The organism is Curtobacterium sp. MCBA15_004 (assembly GCF_001865055.2).
In the GTDB taxonomy this organism is placed as follows: domain Bacteria; phylum Actinomycetota; class Actinomycetes; order Actinomycetales; family Microbacteriaceae; genus Curtobacterium.
The window spans coordinates 3,069,164-3,086,157 of sequence record NZ_CP126266.1 but is presented as its reverse complement, the minus strand read 5'-3'; the positions used below and the strand labels follow the sequence as shown (position 1 = coordinate 3,086,157).

Below are 16,994 nucleotides of genomic sequence, written 5' to 3'. Positions count from 1 at the left end.
CGTCCGGACGCTCGCGCGGTCCCGGTCCGCCAGACGGGGTGCTCGTCGAGCGTAACGGAACCGTCGTGGCCGACCGTCCCGGCCGCCTGCGGTCGCCGCCCCGAGGGATCAGCGGCCGGACGGCACCAGGTTGAGCCGCGTCGACTCGTAGAGCCAGCCGTCGTGCTGCACGCGCATCGTCGGGTTCAGCCAGGCCAGCTGGGCCGGGGTGATGTCGAAGCGCTTCGCGACCGTCGTCTGGTCGTCGCCGTGCGCGACCTCGTACGAGGTCACGGTCGCGTCCGACGGGCCGTCGAGGTGGCCCCCGTCGGCGTCCAACGCGTAGCCGTACGCGCCGGGGCGAGCGGCGCCGGCGGTGGCGTGCAGGTCCGGGTACGGACTCGGGATCGACCAGGTCAGCGATCCGACCGCCAGGACCTGTCCGACCCAGGGACGGTCGGCCTCGTAGCCCGACTCGGGATCGGTCGACCGGGGCACCAGGACGACGCTGCGGAGCCAGTCCGGGTACGCGCCGGCGGCCGACAGGCTCACCGACGCGGGCGCCTGGTCCTCAGGCGTCCAGGTGGTCGTCGCGACGGCGAGCTGGTCGTAGCCGTCGCTGAACCGGGCGGGCCCGCGGCGGAACTCGATCGACATCGGCTGGGGTTCGGTGGTCCGGTACCCGGAGAGCTGCGCGTCGAACGTGCCGGCGTCGTCCGCCACGATCCGCACGTGTACGGCGGTGTCCCCGGACTTCGACACGGCGTCGGTCTCGGCGACGACGGTGCCCGCGGGCACCGCCTGCTTCGTCGACACCTGCTCGGCGTCTCCGCCCGCGCCGTCCCCGTCGGCGCCGCCGTCCGGACGCGCCGACGCGCTCGGAGCCGCGTGCCCCGTCGGCTTCGGCAGCGGTGCGTCGTCGCCGAACACCGAGCACCCCGTGAGCAGCAGCGCGCTCACCCCCGCGAGCGCGATCGACGCCGTGACCGTCCTGCGTCCCATGTCGGACCCCCTCGTCACGACCGTAGCCGAGCGTGGAGCGGACCACGACGCCCGTGACCGAACCGACACCGGAGGTCGTCGGCCTACTGTGCACGGCATGAGCGACAGCAACCCCGACGCACCGGGCCCCGAGGCCTCCGACGACCACGCACGCGACGACGCCCTGCGCGAGACCGCACACCACGAGGGCGCCGACGGCGTCGGGGAGTCCGAGCAGCGGGCCGCCGACACGTCGTACAGCCCGTCCAGCGAGCGGGAAACCGTCGCCGCGCAGACGCAGCAGCGCGACGACGAGGACCTGCGCCGCGACGGCATCGACCCCTCGCGCATCGTTGCTGCCCCGGGGACCGGCGGCGCCGACGACGCCGGTGATGTCGAGCCCGAGCCGGGTGACCTGCACCTGCCGTGGCAGTCGGAGGACGACCGGCGCCCGTAGCCGGGAACGACGAACGGCGGGCCCGTGCGGGCCCGCCGTTCGCGGTGCGGGTGCGGCATCGATGATGCCGACCCGGTCTGGAGGCGCGGCTCGCCTCCGCCGGTCAGGCCCCCGTGTCGCCCGTGGTCGCCCCGATCGCGCCCGGCACCGTGTAGGGCACCGTGGCGATCACCCGGTCGCCGATCGCGAGGGTCAGGGTGTGGTCGCCCTTCCCGCCCAGGTTCGCGATGGTGCGCTCGGTCGGTGTCGTGGTGATCAGCGCGGCGGCCACCTGCTTGCCGTCGACGAAGACCCGGGCGGAGTAGCCGGAGCCCGCGTCCGGGTCGGACACACGGAGGGTTCCCGCGTGGCTGATCGGGTTGATCGCGGTCAGCTCGGCCGCGACCCGCACGCCGGCGTGCTCGCCGGGTTGCGGAACGCTGCTGGGCACGGTGTACGCGACCGAGGCGATGACCCGGTCGCCGATCGCGAGGGTCAGGGTGTGGTCGCCCTTCGCGCCCAGGTCAGCGATCGTCCGGTCCGTCGGCGTCGCGGAGATGCGGGTGGATGCCACCTGCTTGCCGTCGACGAGGACGCGGGCGGAGTACGAGCCGTACCGCGCGTCCGGGTCGGACACGCGCAGGGTCCCGGCGTGGCTGATCGGGTTGATCGCGGTCAGTTCCGCCGCCACCCGCTTGCCGACGAGGTCGCCACCGCCCTGGCCGGCACCGCTGCCCGGCCCCGCACTGCCTTCGCCTGCACCGGCACCGGCACCGGCACCGGCACCTGCACCTGCACCTGTACCTGCTCCAGCGCCGACGCCTGCGCCATCGCCGACTCCGGTGCCGCTGCCCTGGTCGCCGACGGGCAGCGGGAAGCCCGGATCGGTCGGGCCGGGTGCCGGGATCGCGACCACCGGCGTGGTCGGGACGCCCGTGTCGACTGCCGCGGCGACGTCGAACGACCCGTTCAGGACCGCACCGTCGTCGCCGTGCGCTTCCCAGTGCACGGTCGTCGTGGTCGGCGAGTTCGGGACGGTCCAGGCCACGCGACCGTCAGCGGGGACGGTGCCCTGCGTGCGGCGGGGCGAGTTCGCCTGCTGCAGCAGGTACCACGTCCCCGGCGTCCCGCGGAGGACGACGGTCGTGCCCGCGGCGCCCGGCGTCGTCTCGACGAGCTCGAGCGGCGTGGTCGTCGGGACGGGTGCGGCGTCCGGAACCACCTCGAGGTCGGTCACGACGCGGTGGCCCGACCGCTGCGTCTCCGCGTGCACGTGCACGTGCTCCGTCCATGTGCGGACCGCTGCGACGACGTGACCGGCCGGGTCGACCGTCCCGCGTGCGAGCTCGTAGCCCTGGTCGTCACGGAGGACGTACCGGTCGCCCGGTGCGCCACCGAAGGTCACCGCGGTCGTCCCGGGAGTCGTGCCGGGTGCGGTCCGCTCGACCGAGAGTGGTGAGGGCTCGGCGCCGTCGTCGGGCATGTCCTCGGCGTACGACTCGAGCACGAACGGGCGCGAGGAGCGGGTCTCCCCGTCCGTGGTGATCGAGGCGACCAGGCGGTGGGAGCCCGGACCGACGAAGGCTGGGCAGCCAGCGTGTTCACCGAACACGTAGTCCGGCACGCTGCAGACGACGTCGCCGGTCTCCTCGTCCCGGATCGTCAGCGCACCCTCGTCCGCGTCGACGACGACCGAGGAGTCCCAGCGGTCGGTCTGGAACACGTCCGTCCCGTCCTTCGTGTCCGCTGCCGGGCGGCCGTCCACCGTGACGATGCTCGGGTCGTGGGGGTACTGCAGCTGCGTCGCGCTCGCGAGGTCGCACGTCGCCAGGACGGCGGTGCCGGCGAGGGCGGTGCCGAGCAGCAGGCTGGCCACTCGCGCGCGGCGGCCGGTGGTCGTGTGTGTCACGTGGTTCTCCTTGTCCGCGGCCCACACGGGCCGCCGAGCAAGGATCGCGGACGAGTATTTCGTACTCTGTATTCCTACCGGGTGCGATGAGCGGACAGGCCGAGCCGTTCGAGGCGCCCGGCTCGCTCCCGCTCCCGCCGCCGCTCAGGACACGGTGTCGGGGTGGGACCCCGTGCGCTGCCCGGACTCGAGCGTGGCGATCGCCGCGAGGTCGTCGTCGGTCAGGGCGAAGCCGTCGACGTCGATGTTCGAGCGGATGCGTGCCGGGGTGACCGACTTGGGCAGCACGACGACGCCCTGTTGCACGTTCCACCGCACGAGCACCTGCGCGACGCTCACGCCGTGTGCCTCGGCGATGCGCGCGAGGACCGGTTCGTCGACGAGCCGGCCGCGGCCGAGCGGCGACCACGCCTCGGTGACGATGCCGTGCTCCTCGTGGAAGTCCATCAACTCGCGCTGCGGCAGCCACGGGTGCCGTTCGACCTGGTTGACGACGGGCACCTCGCCCGTCTCGTCGAGCAGTCGCTGCAGGTGCGGCACCTGGAAGTTCGAGACACCGACGCTGCGCGCCAGCCCCTGGTCGCTCAGCTCGACGAGCGTCCGCCACGTCTCGACGTAGCGGTCGTTCGCAGCAGCCGGCCAGTGGATGAGGTACAGGTCGACCGAGTCCAGGCCGAGCCGCTCGAGGCTCGCGTCGAACGCGCGGAGGGTGGCGTCGCGGCCCTGGTGGTCGTTCCAGACCTTGGTGGTCACGAAGACGTCGTCACGGTCGAGGCCGGAGGCGCGCACCGCCCTGCCGACGCCGGCCTCGTTGCCGTACATCTCGGCTGTGTCGACGTGCCGGTAGCCGGCGTCGAGGGCCGTCGCGACGGCCGTCTCGGCCGCCGCGTCGTCGACCTTGTACACGCCGAAGCCCACGGCGGGGATCGTCGCGCCGTCGTGGAGGGGGATGGAGGTGACCATGTGCCCATCTTGCCCAACGCGGCGGGGGTGCGCCGCGCCTCCAGGCCGGGTGTGGAGCAGGTGCGCCGGGCGGTGAGCTGTGGAGGAACCGCGACGGGTCAGGGCGTGGAGCGAGGACGCAGGGTGAGCGTCATCGTGGGTGTCGTTCGACAGTGGAGGTGTCGCTCGTTGCGGGCGCATCGGGTGCCCCGGGCGGAAGCGCCATCGCGGGTGTCGTTCGACAGCGAGGAGGTCGTTCACCCGCGGCGGCTCGGTCGCGCCGCCGCCCGCGCCCCACCGACGGCCTCGGTCAGCTCGGCAGCGTGACCGGCTCGGTGTCGGGCAGCGGGCTCGCGTCGCGTCCGCGCAGGTCGGGGAGCCACCGCCGCATGACGAGCGGCAGGACCACCCCGGCGGCCGCCATCACCGCGCCGACGGTCATGCCGCCGGTGGGGCCGTTCGCGTCGATGAGGAAGCCGGCCACCGCCGACCCGCCCGCGGCGCCGATGAGCTGCCCGGTACCCATCCAGCCGTAGGCCTCGGCGGTGTCGGAGAACTTCACGGTCGCGGACACCGAGCCGAACATGACCGCGAGGGCCGGGGCGATGCCGGCACCGGCGATGACGAGCGCGAGGCACAGCCACCAGAAGTCCGTGCCGCCGACCGCGAGCGCGAGGCCGACGAACACGATGCACATGCGCGCCCACAGGGTGTTGCGCGAGATCGGTCGGTGCCCGAGCGCCAGGCCGCCCGCGAGCGAGCCGACCGCGAAGACCGCGAGGACGATGCCGGCGTTCGGGCTGCCCTCGCCGAAGACGCTGGTGACGCTCGCCTCGACCGCCGAGCACGCCCCGATGAGGAGCAGGCCGGTCAGCGTGGCGACGACGACCGAGGGCCGCTTGAGCACGACGCCGAACGCGCGCTTCGACCGGGGGATCCGGACGCGACCGAGTTCGGGGGAGGCGATGAACCACACACCGCCGACCACCAGGAACACCATCGCCACGACGATCGCCTGCACAGTGCCCACCTGCGTCGCGACGAAGGTCGTGATGACGGGGCCGGCGACCCAGATGAGCTCCTGCGCGCTGGCGTCGAGCGAGAACAGCGGTGTGAGCTGCGACGAGGTCACCATCTTGGGGTAGATGGTGCGCACGGCCGGCTGCACGGGCGGCACCGCCAGGCCACCGAGGAACCCGACGACGACGTACCCGCCGAGCGCCATCGGGACGAACGCGATGACGACCATGCTCGCGAGCGCGACGATGCTCGTCAGCACGAGGACCGGGCGCATGCCCCAGCTGCCCATCCACCGACTGGTCAGCGGACCGGCGATGGCCTGGCCGATGCTCGTCGTCGCGAGCACGAGTCCGGCGGCGCCGTACGAGCCGAAGACGTGCTCGACGTGCAGCAGGTAGGCGAGGGAGAGCATGCCGAACGGGAAGCGCGCGGTGAGCTGCGCAGCGATGACGCGGCCGACTCCGGGGGTCTTCAGCAGGGGTCCGTAGGCGCTCACGGTCCGAGTGTACGGACCGGACGGAATCCGCTGACACCCGTCCGGGGGTGCTGTGGACGAGCCGCTTCGAAGACCCCTTGTGGAGGACTCACCGCGACACGCCGACGCGCCGATTCCACACCTGTGGATCGAGGTCGTCCACCGGTGTGGGGAAGTGTCGGTGGTGCGCCGCAGACTGGCGGAACGACGGGCCTCCCGGGAATCCACAGACTGTGGAGGGCGTTGTGGAGAACTACACGGCTGTAACACTTCCTCTTGTGGTCGGTGCCGTGGCCAGCCACTAGATGTAGTGTGGAGTCACCGCAGCGGCCCCTTCCCGGACACGTCTGCGCAGGTGCCAGTGGCACCCGACACCAGCACCACTCCACAGCACGAACAACCAGCAAGAACCAGGGGAGATCATGGCCGTCACCGTCTACACCAAGCCGTCCTGCGTGCAGTGCACCGCGACGTACCGCGCGCTCGACAACAAGGGCATCCAGTACGAGGTGCTCGACGTCTCCGCCGACGAGGCCGCGCTCGAGCACGTCAAGTCGCTCGGCTACATGCAGGCCCCCGTCGTCGTGACCGACGACGACCACTGGTCGGGCTTCCGTCCCGACAAGATCGCGACGCTCAGCGCCGAACTCGCGTGAGCCGTGCGGGTCCCGTCACGGGACCCGCGGCTCCGCCGGCCTGGAGGCACGCACCGCCTCCGCCAGGCCCCTCCTGATCTGCTGTCCGCACCTCTCGCAAGGAGCGCGCACATGAGTCGCCTCGTCTACTTCTCGAGCGTGTCCGGGTACACCGCACGCTTCATCGAGAAGCTCGGCCGTGACGCGGACCGCATCCCGCTCTACCCGGGCGACCCGTTCCTGCACGCGGACGAGCCGTACGTGCTCGTCCTGCCGACGTACGGCGGCGGCAACGGGCAGGGCGCGGTGCCCAAGCAGGTCATCAAGTTCCTCAACGACGAACACAACCGTTCGCTCATCCGCGGCGTGATCGTCGGGGGCAACACGAACTTCGGCGAGGCCTACGGGCTCGCAGGGGACGTCATCTCGCAGAAGTGCGGCGTCCCCGTCTTGTACCGCTTCGAACTCTTCGGAACGCCTGACGACGTGCAGGCGGTCAACTCAGGATTGGATGCATTTTGGACGCAGCAGTTGCAGACGTCGATCTGACGTCGCCGCAGACGGGGATGGACTACCACTCCCTCAACGCGATGCTCAACCTCTACGACGCGGACGGGAACATCCAGTTCGACAAGGACCGTGAGGCCGCCAAGCAGTTCTTCCTGCAGCACGTCAACCAGAACACCGTCTTCTTCCACAACCTGAAGGAGCGGCTGGACTACCTGGTCGAGAACGAGTACTACGAGCAGGCGACGATCGACCAGTACTCGATGGACTTCATCCAGAAGCTCAACGACCTGGCGTACTCCAAGAAGTTCCGGTTCCAGACGTTCCTCGGTGCGTTCAAGTACTACACGAGCTACACGCTCAAGACGTTCGACGGCAAGCGCTACCTCGAGCGCTTCGAGGACCGCGTCGTCATGACCGCCCTCGGCCTCGCGCAGGGCAACGAGCAGCTCGCGATCGACCTCGTCGAGGAGATCATCGCCGGCCGCTTCCAGCCCGCGACCCCGACGTTCCTCAACACCGCGAAGGCCCAGCGCGGTGAGCTCGTCTCCTGCTTCCTCCTCCGCATCGAGGACAACATGGAGTCGATCTCGCGCGGGATCAACTCGTCGCTGCAGCTCTCGAAGCGCGGCGGCGGCGTGGCCCTGCTGCTCTCGAACATCCGCGAGGCCGGTGCCCCGATCAAGCAGATCGAGAACCAGTCCTCGGGCATCATCCCCGTGATGAAGCTGCTCGAGGACTCCTTCTCGTACGCGAACCAGCTCGGTGCGCGTCAGGGTGCCGGTGCCGTCTACCTGTCGGCCCACCACCCCGACATCATGAAGTTCCTCGACACCAAGCGCGAGAACGCCGACGAGAAGATCCGCATCAAGACGCTGTCGCTCGGCGTCGTCGTGCCGGACATCACGTTCGAGCTCGCGAAGAACAACGAGGACATGTACCTGTTCTCGCCGTACGACGTCGAGAAGGTCTACGGCGTCCCGTTCGGCGACGTCCCGATCTCCGAGAACTACCGCGCGATGGTCGACGACTCGCGCATCAAGAAGACGAAGATCAAGGCGCGTGACTTCTTCACGACCATCGCCGAGATCCAGTTCGAGTCGGGCTACCCGTACATCGTGTTCGAGGACACGGTGAACAAGGCCAACCCGATCAAGGGTCGGATCAACATGTCCAACCTGTGCTCGGAGATCCTGCAGGTCAACACCCCGACGACCTTCAACGAGGACCTCTCGTACAAGGAGATCGGCAAGGACATCTCCTGCAACCTCGGCTCGCTGAACATCGCGCTGACGATGGACTCGCCGGACTTCGGCAAGACCATCGAGACCGCGATCCGCGGCCTGACCTCGGTCTCCCAGATGTCGCACATCACCTCGGTGCGCTCGGTCGAGGACGGCAACGACAAGTCGCACGCCATCGGCCTCGGCCAGATGAACCTGCACGGCTACCTCGCTCGTGAGCGCGTGTACTACGGCTCCGAAGAGGGCATCGACTTCACGAACATCTACTTCTACACGGTGCTGTTCCACGCCCTGCGCGCCTCGAACAACATCGCGATCGAGACCGGCGAGACCTTCGACGGCTTCCGCGACTCGAAGTACGCGTCGGGTGAGTTCTTCGACAAGTACACCGATCAGGCGTGGGCGCCGGCGACCGAGCGCGTCCGCGAGCTCTTCGCGAAGGCGAACGTCACCATCCCGACGCAGGACGACTGGAAGGCGCTGAAGGCGTCCGTCCAGGAGCACGGCATCTACAACCAGAACCTGCAGGCCGTCCCGCCGACCGGTTCGATCTCGTACATCAACCACTCGACGTCGTCGATCCACCCGATCGCGTCGAAGATCGAGATCCGCAAGGAAGGCAAGCTCGGTCGCGTCTACTACCCGGCGCCGTTCATGACGAACGACAACCTGGACTACTACCAGGACGCGTACGAGATCGGTGCCGAGAAGATCATCGACACGTACGCCGCGGCCACGCAGCACGTCGACCAGGGGCTCTCGCTGACGCTGTTCTTCAAGGACACCGCCACCACGCGCGACATCAACAAGGCCCAGATCTACGCATGGCGCAAGGGCATCAAGACGATCTACTACATCCGTCTGCGCCAGCTCGCCCTCGAGGGCACCGAGGTCGAGGGCTGCGTCAGCTGCATGCTGTAGCGGTCGGTCGCTGACGCGACCGCCCACATCCTGGAGGCGCGGTGCCAGCCCGCACCGCGCCTCCAGTCCGACATCAGATCACCATCTCGAATCCGGAAGACGATCCCATGACCCTCACCGACCCGGTCCACGCAACGGGCAAGTCCATCCCGCTGATCAGTGCGGTCAGTGCCATCAACTGGAACCGCATCCAGGACGACAAGGACGTCGAGGTCTGGAACCGGCTGGTCAACAACTTCTGGCTGCCCGAGAAGGTGCCGCTGTCGAACGACGTGCAGTCGTGGAACACGCTGACGCCGGAGGAGCAGCAGCTCACCATGCGGGTCTTCACCGGCCTGACGCTGCTCGACACCATTCAAGGCACCGTCGGCGCGATCAGCCTGATCCCCGACGCGATCACCCCGCACGAAGAGGCCGTCTACACGAACATCGCGTTCATGGAGTCGGTGCACGCGAAGAGCTACTCGTCGATCTTCTCGACGCTCGCCTCGACGCCCGAGATCGACGACGCCTTCCGCTGGTCCACCGAGAACGTGAACCTGCAGAAGAAGGCCCAGATCGTCCTCGACTACTACACCGGTGACGACCCCCTGAAGCGCAAGGTCGCCTCGACGCTGCTCGAGTCGTTCCTGTTCTACTCCGGCTTCTACCTGCCGATGTACTGGTCCTCGCGCGCGAAGCTCACCAACACCGCCGACCTGATCCGCCTGATCATCCGCGACGAGGCCGTGCACGGGTACTACATCGGCTACAAGTTCCAGAAGGGACTCGAAGGCGCTTCCGAGGAGCGCAAGCAGGAGATCAAGGACTACACGTTCAACCTGCTGTTCGAGCTCTACGAGAACGAGGTGCAGTACACGCAGGACCTCTACGACGGTGTCGGGCTGACCGAGGACGTCAAGAAGTTCCTGCACTACAACGCCAACAAGGCGCTGATGAACCTGGGCTACGAGCCGATGTTCCCGAAGGAGACGACCGACGTGAACCCGGCGATCCTGTCGGCCCTGTCGCCGAACGCGGACGAGAACCACGACTTCTTCTCGGGGTCGGGCTCGTCGTACGTCATCGGCAAGGCGGTCGTGACGGAGGACGAGGACTGGGACTTCTGATCCTGGTCTGATCCGCTCTGACTCGTGGGGACGCCCCGCTGGCTCCGGCTGGCGGGGCGTTCGCGCGCTTCGACGCTGATGCCGGGCGGGTCCTCGGAGGCAGGCGCGCCGGTGCTCGTCTACGCTGGGCTGCTCACGAGGGGGACGTGGTGCGATCCGGACGATCTGTGGTCATCGCCAGCATGCTGAGCGCGGTCGCCGTCGTGCTCGCCGGGTGTGCGACGTTTCCCCCAGCTCCCCGAGGGGTGGGGTCTGACTGGCCGAGCACCGCGGTGCCGAGTGCGGTGCGGTGGCCCTCCGACTGGATCGACGGCATCTCCGGCGAGTCCGAGGCCGTGGGCGGTCCGGTCGTCGGGCTCCGCCTCGAGTACGTGGCGGAGCAGTGGGTCTGGCGGATCCGCAGCACCGATCCGGGGAGGACGGACTTCATGGGGGAGTCCGACGCGGAACCGACCAGCGGTGTCGAGGCGCTCGTCGACGCCGCGGACCTCAGCCTCGTGCGGAGACGCGAGGTCACCCTGACCGAGGCTGAGGTAGCGGAGACGGACACCAGCTGTGGCGACGCCGTCCTGGCCTCGGGCGAGGAGTGGCCCGGCCCACGACTGGTCGAGCTGGCGCGTGTCGTCGACGGGCGCGAGCCGACGTGGCGGGTCACGACGTACGACACCGAGGACGGCGACCTCACCCCGCGGACGCTCTGAGTACGCGCTGCACGTGCACGAGACCGTCCGGTTCCGTCCTTGTCATGTGACCGCCGAACGCCGATCGGCTACCGGACGACGTGCAGCGCCCTGAGCTGTCCGACCAGGTCCGCGGCGTCAGCGTGCATCCCCTCGAAGATCCGGTAGAGGGTCTCCGATCGATCGACAGGACCGACGGCCCAGCAGCGCTTGCCGAGGCCGAACGCGATGCCTGCTTCGATGTGTGCAGCAGCCCCGGCCGGCAGCACGAGGACGAAGTGATCGGCCGCGCGGAGCTCCGCCAGGTCTTGTTCGAAGAGCTTCCGCACCCCTGCCGAGTCGAGAGCTGCGTCGTCTGCGCCTCCCGGATTCGCGAGGACGGCGGCCTCTTCGTCGTACTCCGCTCGCACGAAGGAGTACGACGAAGCCCCCGCGCGGTCGAGTGCTTCGACGACGTCGAGCACTGCCGCCCGGTTGCGCCAGCTGCCTGCGATGAAGAACTCGCTCATGGGAAGACGCTAATGCGGCGAGCGTGGTTGCGGTGCTGCTCCTCGGGAACGCGTTCGCCCCGTGGCGGCCGCTCCTCGGCGATCACGACACCGGCGAGATCGCGTGCAGGAAGCTCTCGTTCGCCATCGCGTTCCCCGCGCATCGCGGCCTGGAGCTCCGTGTCACCGGAGGGACGACTCTGGCTCGATGAGTCGATGCGGTACCTGCGCGGTGCACACCCGCGTGCCCGGCGGAAGTTCGCCGTGTTCGAGCTCGTAGTCGCACTCACCGCAGGTCGCGCCCTTCGCATCCCGTTCGGTGGGGTGTTCGGCCCACGGGTGTGGGCACACGTCACAGGCGTGCTGCCGGAGGCGTCTCGACACGGCGCGGAAGTCGAGGATCACCGGCGTCGATCCGTCCCACGGCCGCCATCGCCACCGACGGCGGACCGCGATGAGCGTCGTGCCGACATCGAGCAGCACCTGACTCTGGACGGACGTGGTCACGGCTACCTCGCACGGGATGACGCCTCGGAGCGTCACTGTCGTCGAGGTCACGTCGATGGCTTCGAGGACGAGGTCGCCCGTCCCATGGACGTGATCGACGACGACGTCCACCGCGTCGAGCACGGTCAGCGTGACAGGCAGGAGAACCGTTCCGGCGCTCGTGTCGTGCTCGACGACCGAACCGTGCAGGACGAACCGTCCGTCGACGGCCCGTGCGGCGGTGACGTCGAACGTCGCATCGTCGAGCTCGTCGAGGGAACGCAGTGGCACGATGTGATCCTCGCAGTCCCAGGTCTCGTGGTCTTGCGCATGCGGGTCGAGTGAGCTGTTCGATCGCTGATCGACCGAAGGATGCTCGTGCCCGCGACGGTGCCCGCCCTGCAGTGGGTCGCAGCCCTACGACGCCTGCGACGACCGGCGGACGGCGCGGTGGGCGGCCGGGATGGACAGGAGCGCCCCGCCGACCAGGAGGCCCGCGGCGACGAGCACGGCGGCCGGGGTGCGGAGTGGTTCGACGCTGATGCTGATCGCTGCCCACGTCACGGTGGCGATCGCGGAGATGATCGTCGGTCGCAGTGCTGCACGATGGCCGATCCGCCACGCCTCGTCGCTCGACAGCGTGATCGACGTTCGTACACCAGCGAGCCTGTTCCGCTGCAACGACCCGTTGGCCGCTCTCCAGGTCAGCCACGTGATGAGGGCCGCTCCGCCGACTTCGAGCGTCATCGCGAACACCAACACTCCGAGCATGTCAGCCACGGTAGAGTAAGAGCCGAAGAACGGCAATGTTTCAGGTGCGTACGGGAGGGGTGGCCGCTCGGCTCACGCCGGTGGCGTCGTGCCCGCGCCCTCGGTGTCGTCCGCGCCGGCCGGGCCGGTGCCGGTCTGGTCCAGGTTCTCGTGCGGGTCGCCCATGTCGCCGGTCGCCTTGCCGGCGGGGGAGAGCCCGAAGTGCTTGCGGGCGGCGTTCTCGTCGGCGAGGGACAGGATGTTCCCGGCGCCGGGGGAGGGCGCGTCCTTGATCGCGCGCTTCGTGTACCCGACGTGCAGGTCCGTGCCGTCGAAGCTGGCGTCCTCGACGGGTACGAGCGCCGTGTGACTCCCGAGGAGCCTGGTCGCGACGCTGACGAACGCAGCGCTGCCGTCCTCCGCGGAGGGGAACACCTGCGCGACCTTGCCGACCGATGCGCCGTCGCGGTCCCGGACGGTGGCGTTCTCGACCTCGTGGATCCTGTCCTTGGTGATCATGGACGCAAGTCAACGCCCCGCGCCTGGCGTTCGCGCCTGCGGACGGGACACGCGGGGCGGACGTGAGCCGCGCCTCCAGGCCGGTCGGCAGAGCAACCACCTGCCGGACGTGACGCCGAGGACGGTGCCGGGGCTCGGCGGACGCTAGCGCTGACGAACGAGCCCCGGGATCCGCTCGCGGAACGGGAAGAACCCCCGCGACGCGTACGGCCACGCGCGGCCGTCCCAGCGTCGGCGGACGGTGACGAGCGCGATGCCCTCCGCGGCGAGGCGGGCGCGCAGGAGGTCGAGTCGCTCCCGGACGGGGCCGACGGGCGCGTACGGGACGACAATCGAGTCGAGGTCCTCGGCGGCTGCCCAGTTGAGCACAGCGGACGGCTCGAGCGAGTCGAGCCCCGTCGCGGGACGACCTGCTGCGTCGGTCGTCCGTGACGCCGCGTCCGCTGCCGCGCCGGTGGTGAAGGCCACGACCGCGGGCGACACCTCGGCGGGGGAACGGTGACGGGGGTCGGCGGCGACAGCGGCCGCCCGGATCGACCCGGCGAGGGACGGGTGCTCGGCGAGCAGGCTCTCGGGCTCGAGGTCCTCCTCGTGCAGCAGCAACCCGACGCGTTCGCCCGGCTGGCCCTCGACGTCGTCGGACGCGACCGGGACTGCGGGTGGGAAGGGCTCCTCGTCGAGCGCGCGCGCCTCGGTGGCGAGCCCGGTCGGTGCGAAGCGTCCGTCGGTGTACCGAGCGATGTTCTCGGTGGTCGCCAGGTAGGTCTTCCCCCGGGTCTGGAGACCGGCCACCCACCGCCACGACAGGGTGTTGGAGGCGGCGTCGCCGTCGAGGAGGTGGCGGTGGAAGAAGTCGGCGCCGAGTTGCCACGGCAGCTCGAGGGTGAAGACCCAGATGCTCGCGAACCACATCCGCGTGTGGTTGTGGAGGTACCCGGTCTCGACGAGCTCCGCGGCCCACGCGTCCATCGCGTCGATGCCGGACCGTCCGGAGACCACGTCCTCGTAGCGGGCGGGCAGGTCCCCGGCGAGCAGGTCGGCGACCTCGGCACGGTAGCGGCACCAGACCTCGGGGCGCTGTTCGAGCCATCCCTTCCAGTAGGTGCGCCAGAAGACCTCCTGCACGAACTTCTCCGCGGCGTGCAGGCTGTGCCGTTCGAGCACGGCGTCGACGACCTCCTGCTCGGTGACGAGCCGGTGCCGGATGTACGGCGACAGACCGGAGACGTTGGTCCGCCCGGGACCCGTGTCGAGGTTGCGGTCGCGACGGTAGTCGGCCCCGGCGTGCGGGACGAACGCGTGCAGGGTGTCGAGGCCGGCGGCCCGGGTGGGGGTGGTCACCAGGCCATCCTGCGCTCGGCGCTGGATCGGCAGCCGTGCGTGACGGGGGACGCGGCGGTGACCGCACACGTGCGTCCAGTCGACGCTGCACCTGCTGGGGCCGGTGTCCCGCGTCCCGGAAGGGCGGGAGCACCGCGCGGGACGGGCCCGTCGGTCGTCGAGTAGGGTCGGACACCGGCTTGGGAACCACGCGGGGGGGTGTGACGACTGTGTTCGATGACGGGGCAACCGACGTCCGCGTCGCTGCCGTCGGGGGAACTTCCGGGGGCCTGCGGGCTCACCCCGCCCGTCCGCGACTGCGCGGCGCGATCGTGACCGTGCTCGCGGCCACGGTGCTCGCGACGACCGGATGCGCCTCGGGCGGTGCCGGCGACGTGCCCCGACAGAGCACGCGGGACGCGGCGGGCACGACGCAGGCGCAGGGAGCCGACCGCTCGTTGCGGGACGAGTTCGAGCTGGCTGGCGAGCGGTACGAGCACGGGCAGGCCGTGCTCGCAGCCGCACAACGACAGATCTCGGACGGCACGTGGTACTGGAACGGCGGAGACGTCCGTCCTCTGCGCGCAGGCGGTGATGCGTTCGGCAAGGCGCCGGAGGGCGCGACCAAGGAGAACTCCTACGCGTTCCGAGCCGTGCGGATCATCGAGCCGGAGGGTGCAACCGGCGCGGTGCAGGACCTCGAGCCGATGCAGCGCTACTTCGACGAAGAAGGGTGGCGCTGGAGCAGCGCGAAGGTCGGAACGGATCACGAGGTCCGGGCCGACACCGGCGACGGATGGTGGGTGACCTGGAACGTGCGGCCGAACGGACAGTACTCGCTCGGGGTGTACAGCGAGGCGTTCTGGGCACACGACGCTCCGGGGCTCATCGAGGCGATCGCACTGCGGGACCCCGCCGACTTCCCCGATGCATCCGAACCGGGTGTCTCGGAGCCGTTCCCGAATTGGAGCGATCGTGTCCGGCAGCGCTGATCACCGGACGGGACGCGCTTCGCGGACGCCGACCGGTCGGTGAGGAACTGCCGGTTCGTCGCTCAGGTGCGGTCCCAGTGCGTGGCCCAGAAGGCGTCGATGCGCTCCCTGTCCGTCCACCAGTGCACATCGACCTCGCGGGTGAGCGCGTCGATGAGGCCACCTTCCTGGCCGGGGACCCGATCGTCCGTGAACCACTCGATCTCCTCGGGGCCGTCCCACACCTCCACCTCGTACCAGTCGAAGCCGGCTGCGGTCCAGTGTGGATGAGCCACGACCGTCGAGCCGGCCGCGGGCCCCGAGCCGATCGTCCCGATGATGCCGTTCCGGCCCCAGTCCGCGAGCTTCGGGACTCGGGGATCGATCTCCTCGGGATGCGGTGCGGGGGGCTTTCGGTTCCGCCAGGGTCGCATGGAAGCATGCTGGCACGGACGTGTCGATCTGCTGGAACGTCGTCTCGGCCGACGCGACCTCTGCCGCGAAAGCGACCCGAGCCTCCAGGCGGGACCTGAGCGCCATTCGGCCGCCGCGACGCCGCGCTACCGCCCTGCCGGCACCGCCACGCGAGCGAGCTCGGCCCGCACGATGTCCGCCCCAGCGGACAGCGCGCTCAGCTTGCCGAGCGCCGCGTCCCGCGCCAGCGGCGCCATCCCGCAGTTCGAGCTCGGGATGAGCTTGTCCGCGTCGACGAACTCGAGCGCCCGCCGCAGCACCTCGGCGACCTCGTCCGGGGTCTCGACGGTCTCGGTGGCGACGTCGACCGCGCCGAGCATGACCTTCTTGCCGCGGATCAGCTCGACGAGCTCGAGGGGGACGTGGGAGTGGATGCACTCGAGCGAGACGATGTCGATCGAGGACTGTTGCAGCAGCGGGAAGGACTGCTCGTACTGCCGCCACTCGGCGCCGAGGGTCTCCTTCCACCGGTTGTTCGCCTCGATGCCGTAGCCGTAGCAGATGTGCACGGCGGTCTCGGCGCGCAGACCCTCGGCGGCGCGCTCGAGTGCGGCGACGCCCCAGTCCTGCACCTCGTCGTGGAAGACGGTGAAGGCGGGCTCGTCGAACTGGATGACGTCGACGCCGGCGTCCTGGAGCTCCCGCGCCTCCTGGTTGAGGATCGTGGCGAACTCCCACGCGAGCTTCTCGCGGCTCTTGTAGTGCTGGTCCGACAGAGTGTCGATCATCGTCATCGGGCCGGGGAGCGCCCACTTGATCGGACGGTCGGTCTGGGCGCGGAGGAACTTCGCGTCCTCGACGAACACGGGCGCGGGGCGGCTGACGGCGCCGACGACCGTGGGCACGGCGGCGTCGTAGCGGTCGCGGATCCGGACGGTCTCCTTGCGCTCCTGGTCGATGCCGTCGAGGTGCTCGATGAACGTCGTGACGAAGTGCTGCCGGGTCTGCTCGCCGTCGCTGACGATGTCGAGCCGTGCGCGCTCCTGCTCGTGGACGGCGATGCGCAGGGCGTCCTGCTTGCCCTCGGCCAGGGCGGCGCCGTCGAGCAGCCAGGGCGACCAGAGCTTCTCGGGCTCGGCGAGCCAGGACGGCTTCGGCAGGCTGCCGACGATGGAGGTGGGGAGGAGGGTGCTCATGTCGGTCCAGGT

18 protein-coding genes are annotated in these 16,994 nt (G+C 69.8%); 8 read left to right on the top strand and 10 right to left on the bottom strand.

The window, feature by feature from the left end; translation table 11 throughout:
* Positions 1-108 precede the first annotated feature (108 nt).
* The gene (locus tag QOL16_RS14510; RefSeq protein WP_071284600.1) at positions 109-981 is read right to left on the bottom strand and encodes a hypothetical protein; all 873 of its coding nucleotides are present in this window, start codon (positions 979-981) and stop codon (positions 109-111) included.
* Between the two features lie 97 nt (positions 982-1,078).
* Between QOL16_RS14510 and QOL16_RS14505 the strand changes: the two genes are divergently transcribed.
* Positions 1,079-1,417 (top strand): hypothetical protein, encoded by a 339-nt coding sequence (locus QOL16_RS14505; RefSeq protein WP_071284603.1) that lies wholly within the window; start codon positions 1,079-1,081, stop codon positions 1,415-1,417.
* Between the two features lie 103 nt (positions 1,418-1,520).
* On the opposite strand, the gene QOL16_RS14500 is transcribed toward QOL16_RS14505, so the two are convergent.
* The 3 genes from QOL16_RS14500 to QOL16_RS14490 all read right to left on the bottom strand — a co-directional run bounded on the left by QOL16_RS14500 (position 1,521) and on the right by QOL16_RS14490 (position 5,763).
* On the bottom strand, positions 1,521-3,305 hold the full coding sequence (locus QOL16_RS14500; protein WP_139266394.1) for a hypothetical protein: 1,785 nt from the start codon (positions 3,303-3,305) through the stop codon (positions 1,521-1,523).
* A 144-nt stretch (positions 3,306-3,449) separates the two neighbouring features.
* A complete protein-coding gene (locus tag QOL16_RS14495; RefSeq protein WP_071284607.1) occupies positions 3,450-4,268 on the bottom strand; it encodes an aldo/keto reductase in 819 nt (272 codons plus the stop codon).
* A 289-nt stretch (positions 4,269-4,557) separates the two neighbouring features.
* Complete coding sequence (locus QOL16_RS14490; protein WP_071248708.1) at positions 4,558-5,763, bottom strand: MFS transporter; 1,206 nt, start codon at positions 5,761-5,763, stop codon at positions 4,558-4,560.
* Positions 5,764-6,164: 401 nt separating this feature from the next.
* Here QOL16_RS14490 and nrdH point away from each other — a divergent pair, with 401 nt between their 5' ends.
* The 5 genes from nrdH to QOL16_RS14465 all read left to right on the top strand — a co-directional run bounded on the left by nrdH (position 6,165) and on the right by QOL16_RS14465 (position 10,859).
* Positions 6,165-6,398 carry a glutaredoxin-like protein NrdH gene (nrdH, locus tag QOL16_RS14485; protein ID WP_058727719.1) on the top strand — a complete coding sequence of 78 codons (234 nt, stop codon included), beginning with the start codon at positions 6,165-6,167 and terminating at the stop codon, positions 6,396-6,398.
* 111 nt (positions 6,399-6,509) lie between these two features.
* Positions 6,510-6,926, top strand: coding sequence for a class Ib ribonucleoside-diphosphate reductase assembly flavoprotein NrdI (gene nrdI, locus QOL16_RS14480; protein ID WP_065963157.1), 417 nt, complete (start codon positions 6,510-6,512; stop codon positions 6,924-6,926).
* Between the two features lie 17 nt (positions 6,927-6,943).
* On the top strand, positions 6,944-9,049 hold the full coding sequence (gene nrdE, locus QOL16_RS14475; RefSeq protein WP_083395021.1) for a class 1b ribonucleoside-diphosphate reductase subunit alpha: 2,106 nt from the start codon (positions 6,944-6,946) through the stop codon (positions 9,047-9,049).
* Between the two features lie 107 nt (positions 9,050-9,156).
* Positions 9,157-10,158, top strand: a complete 1,002-nt coding sequence (gene nrdF, locus QOL16_RS14470) for a class 1b ribonucleoside-diphosphate reductase subunit beta (protein WP_065963154.1) — start codon at positions 9,157-9,159, stop codon at positions 10,156-10,158.
* 272 nt (positions 10,159-10,430) lie between these two features.
* Positions 10,431-10,859 carry a hypothetical protein gene (locus tag QOL16_RS14465; protein ID WP_305411021.1) on the top strand — a complete coding sequence of 143 codons (429 nt, stop codon included), beginning with the start codon at positions 10,431-10,433 and terminating at the stop codon, positions 10,857-10,859.
* Between the two features lie 68 nt (positions 10,860-10,927).
* Here QOL16_RS14465 and QOL16_RS14460 read toward each other — a convergent pair whose 3' ends face one another.
* Positions 10,928-11,347: a hypothetical protein gene (locus tag QOL16_RS14460; protein WP_071248702.1), complete on the bottom strand. Its 420-nt coding sequence runs from the start codon at positions 11,345-11,347 to the stop codon at positions 10,928-10,930.
* Between the two features lie 243 nt (positions 11,348-11,590).
* On the opposite strand from QOL16_RS14460, the gene QOL16_RS14455 reads away from it, so the two are divergent.
* Positions 11,591-12,157, top strand: a complete 567-nt coding sequence (locus QOL16_RS14455; protein ID WP_139266396.1) for a hypothetical protein — start codon at positions 11,591-11,593, stop codon at positions 12,155-12,157.
* A gap of 72 nt (positions 12,158-12,229) precedes the next feature.
* Here the strand turns inward: QOL16_RS14455 and QOL16_RS14450 are convergent, their stop codons facing one another.
* The 3 genes from QOL16_RS14450 to QOL16_RS14440 form a co-directional block, all read right to left on the bottom strand.
* The gene (locus QOL16_RS14450; protein ID WP_071284614.1) at positions 12,230-12,583 is read right to left on the bottom strand and encodes an SdpI family protein; all 354 of its coding nucleotides are present in this window, start codon (positions 12,581-12,583) and stop codon (positions 12,230-12,232) included.
* Between the two features lie 72 nt (positions 12,584-12,655).
* Positions 12,656-13,081 (bottom strand): hypothetical protein, encoded by a 426-nt coding sequence (locus tag QOL16_RS14445; protein WP_071284616.1) that lies wholly within the window; start codon positions 13,079-13,081, stop codon positions 12,656-12,658.
* 144 nt (positions 13,082-13,225) lie between these two features.
* Positions 13,226-14,422 carry an FAD-binding domain-containing protein gene (locus tag QOL16_RS14440; RefSeq protein ID WP_139266397.1) on the bottom strand — a complete coding sequence of 399 codons (1,197 nt, stop codon included), beginning with the start codon at positions 14,420-14,422 and terminating at the stop codon, positions 13,226-13,228.
* A 311-nt stretch (positions 14,423-14,733) separates the two neighbouring features.
* Here QOL16_RS14440 and QOL16_RS14435 point away from each other — a divergent pair, with 311 nt between their 5' ends.
* Positions 14,734-15,393, top strand: a complete 660-nt coding sequence (locus QOL16_RS14435; protein ID WP_071284620.1) for a hypothetical protein — start codon at positions 14,734-14,736, stop codon at positions 15,391-15,393.
* 62 nt (positions 15,394-15,455) lie between these two features.
* Here QOL16_RS14435 and QOL16_RS14430 read toward each other — a convergent pair whose 3' ends face one another.
* Together QOL16_RS14430 and QOL16_RS14425 are read right to left on the bottom strand one after the other, a co-directional pair.
* The gene (locus tag QOL16_RS14430; protein ID WP_071248684.1) at positions 15,456-15,806 is read right to left on the bottom strand and encodes a hypothetical protein; all 351 of its coding nucleotides are present in this window, start codon (positions 15,804-15,806) and stop codon (positions 15,456-15,458) included.
* A gap of 126 nt (positions 15,807-15,932) precedes the next feature.
* On the bottom strand, positions 15,933-16,982 hold the full coding sequence (locus QOL16_RS14425; protein ID WP_065963128.1) for a methionine synthase: 1,050 nt from the start codon (positions 16,980-16,982) through the stop codon (positions 15,933-15,935).
* Between the last annotated feature and the right edge of the window lie 12 nt (positions 16,983-16,994).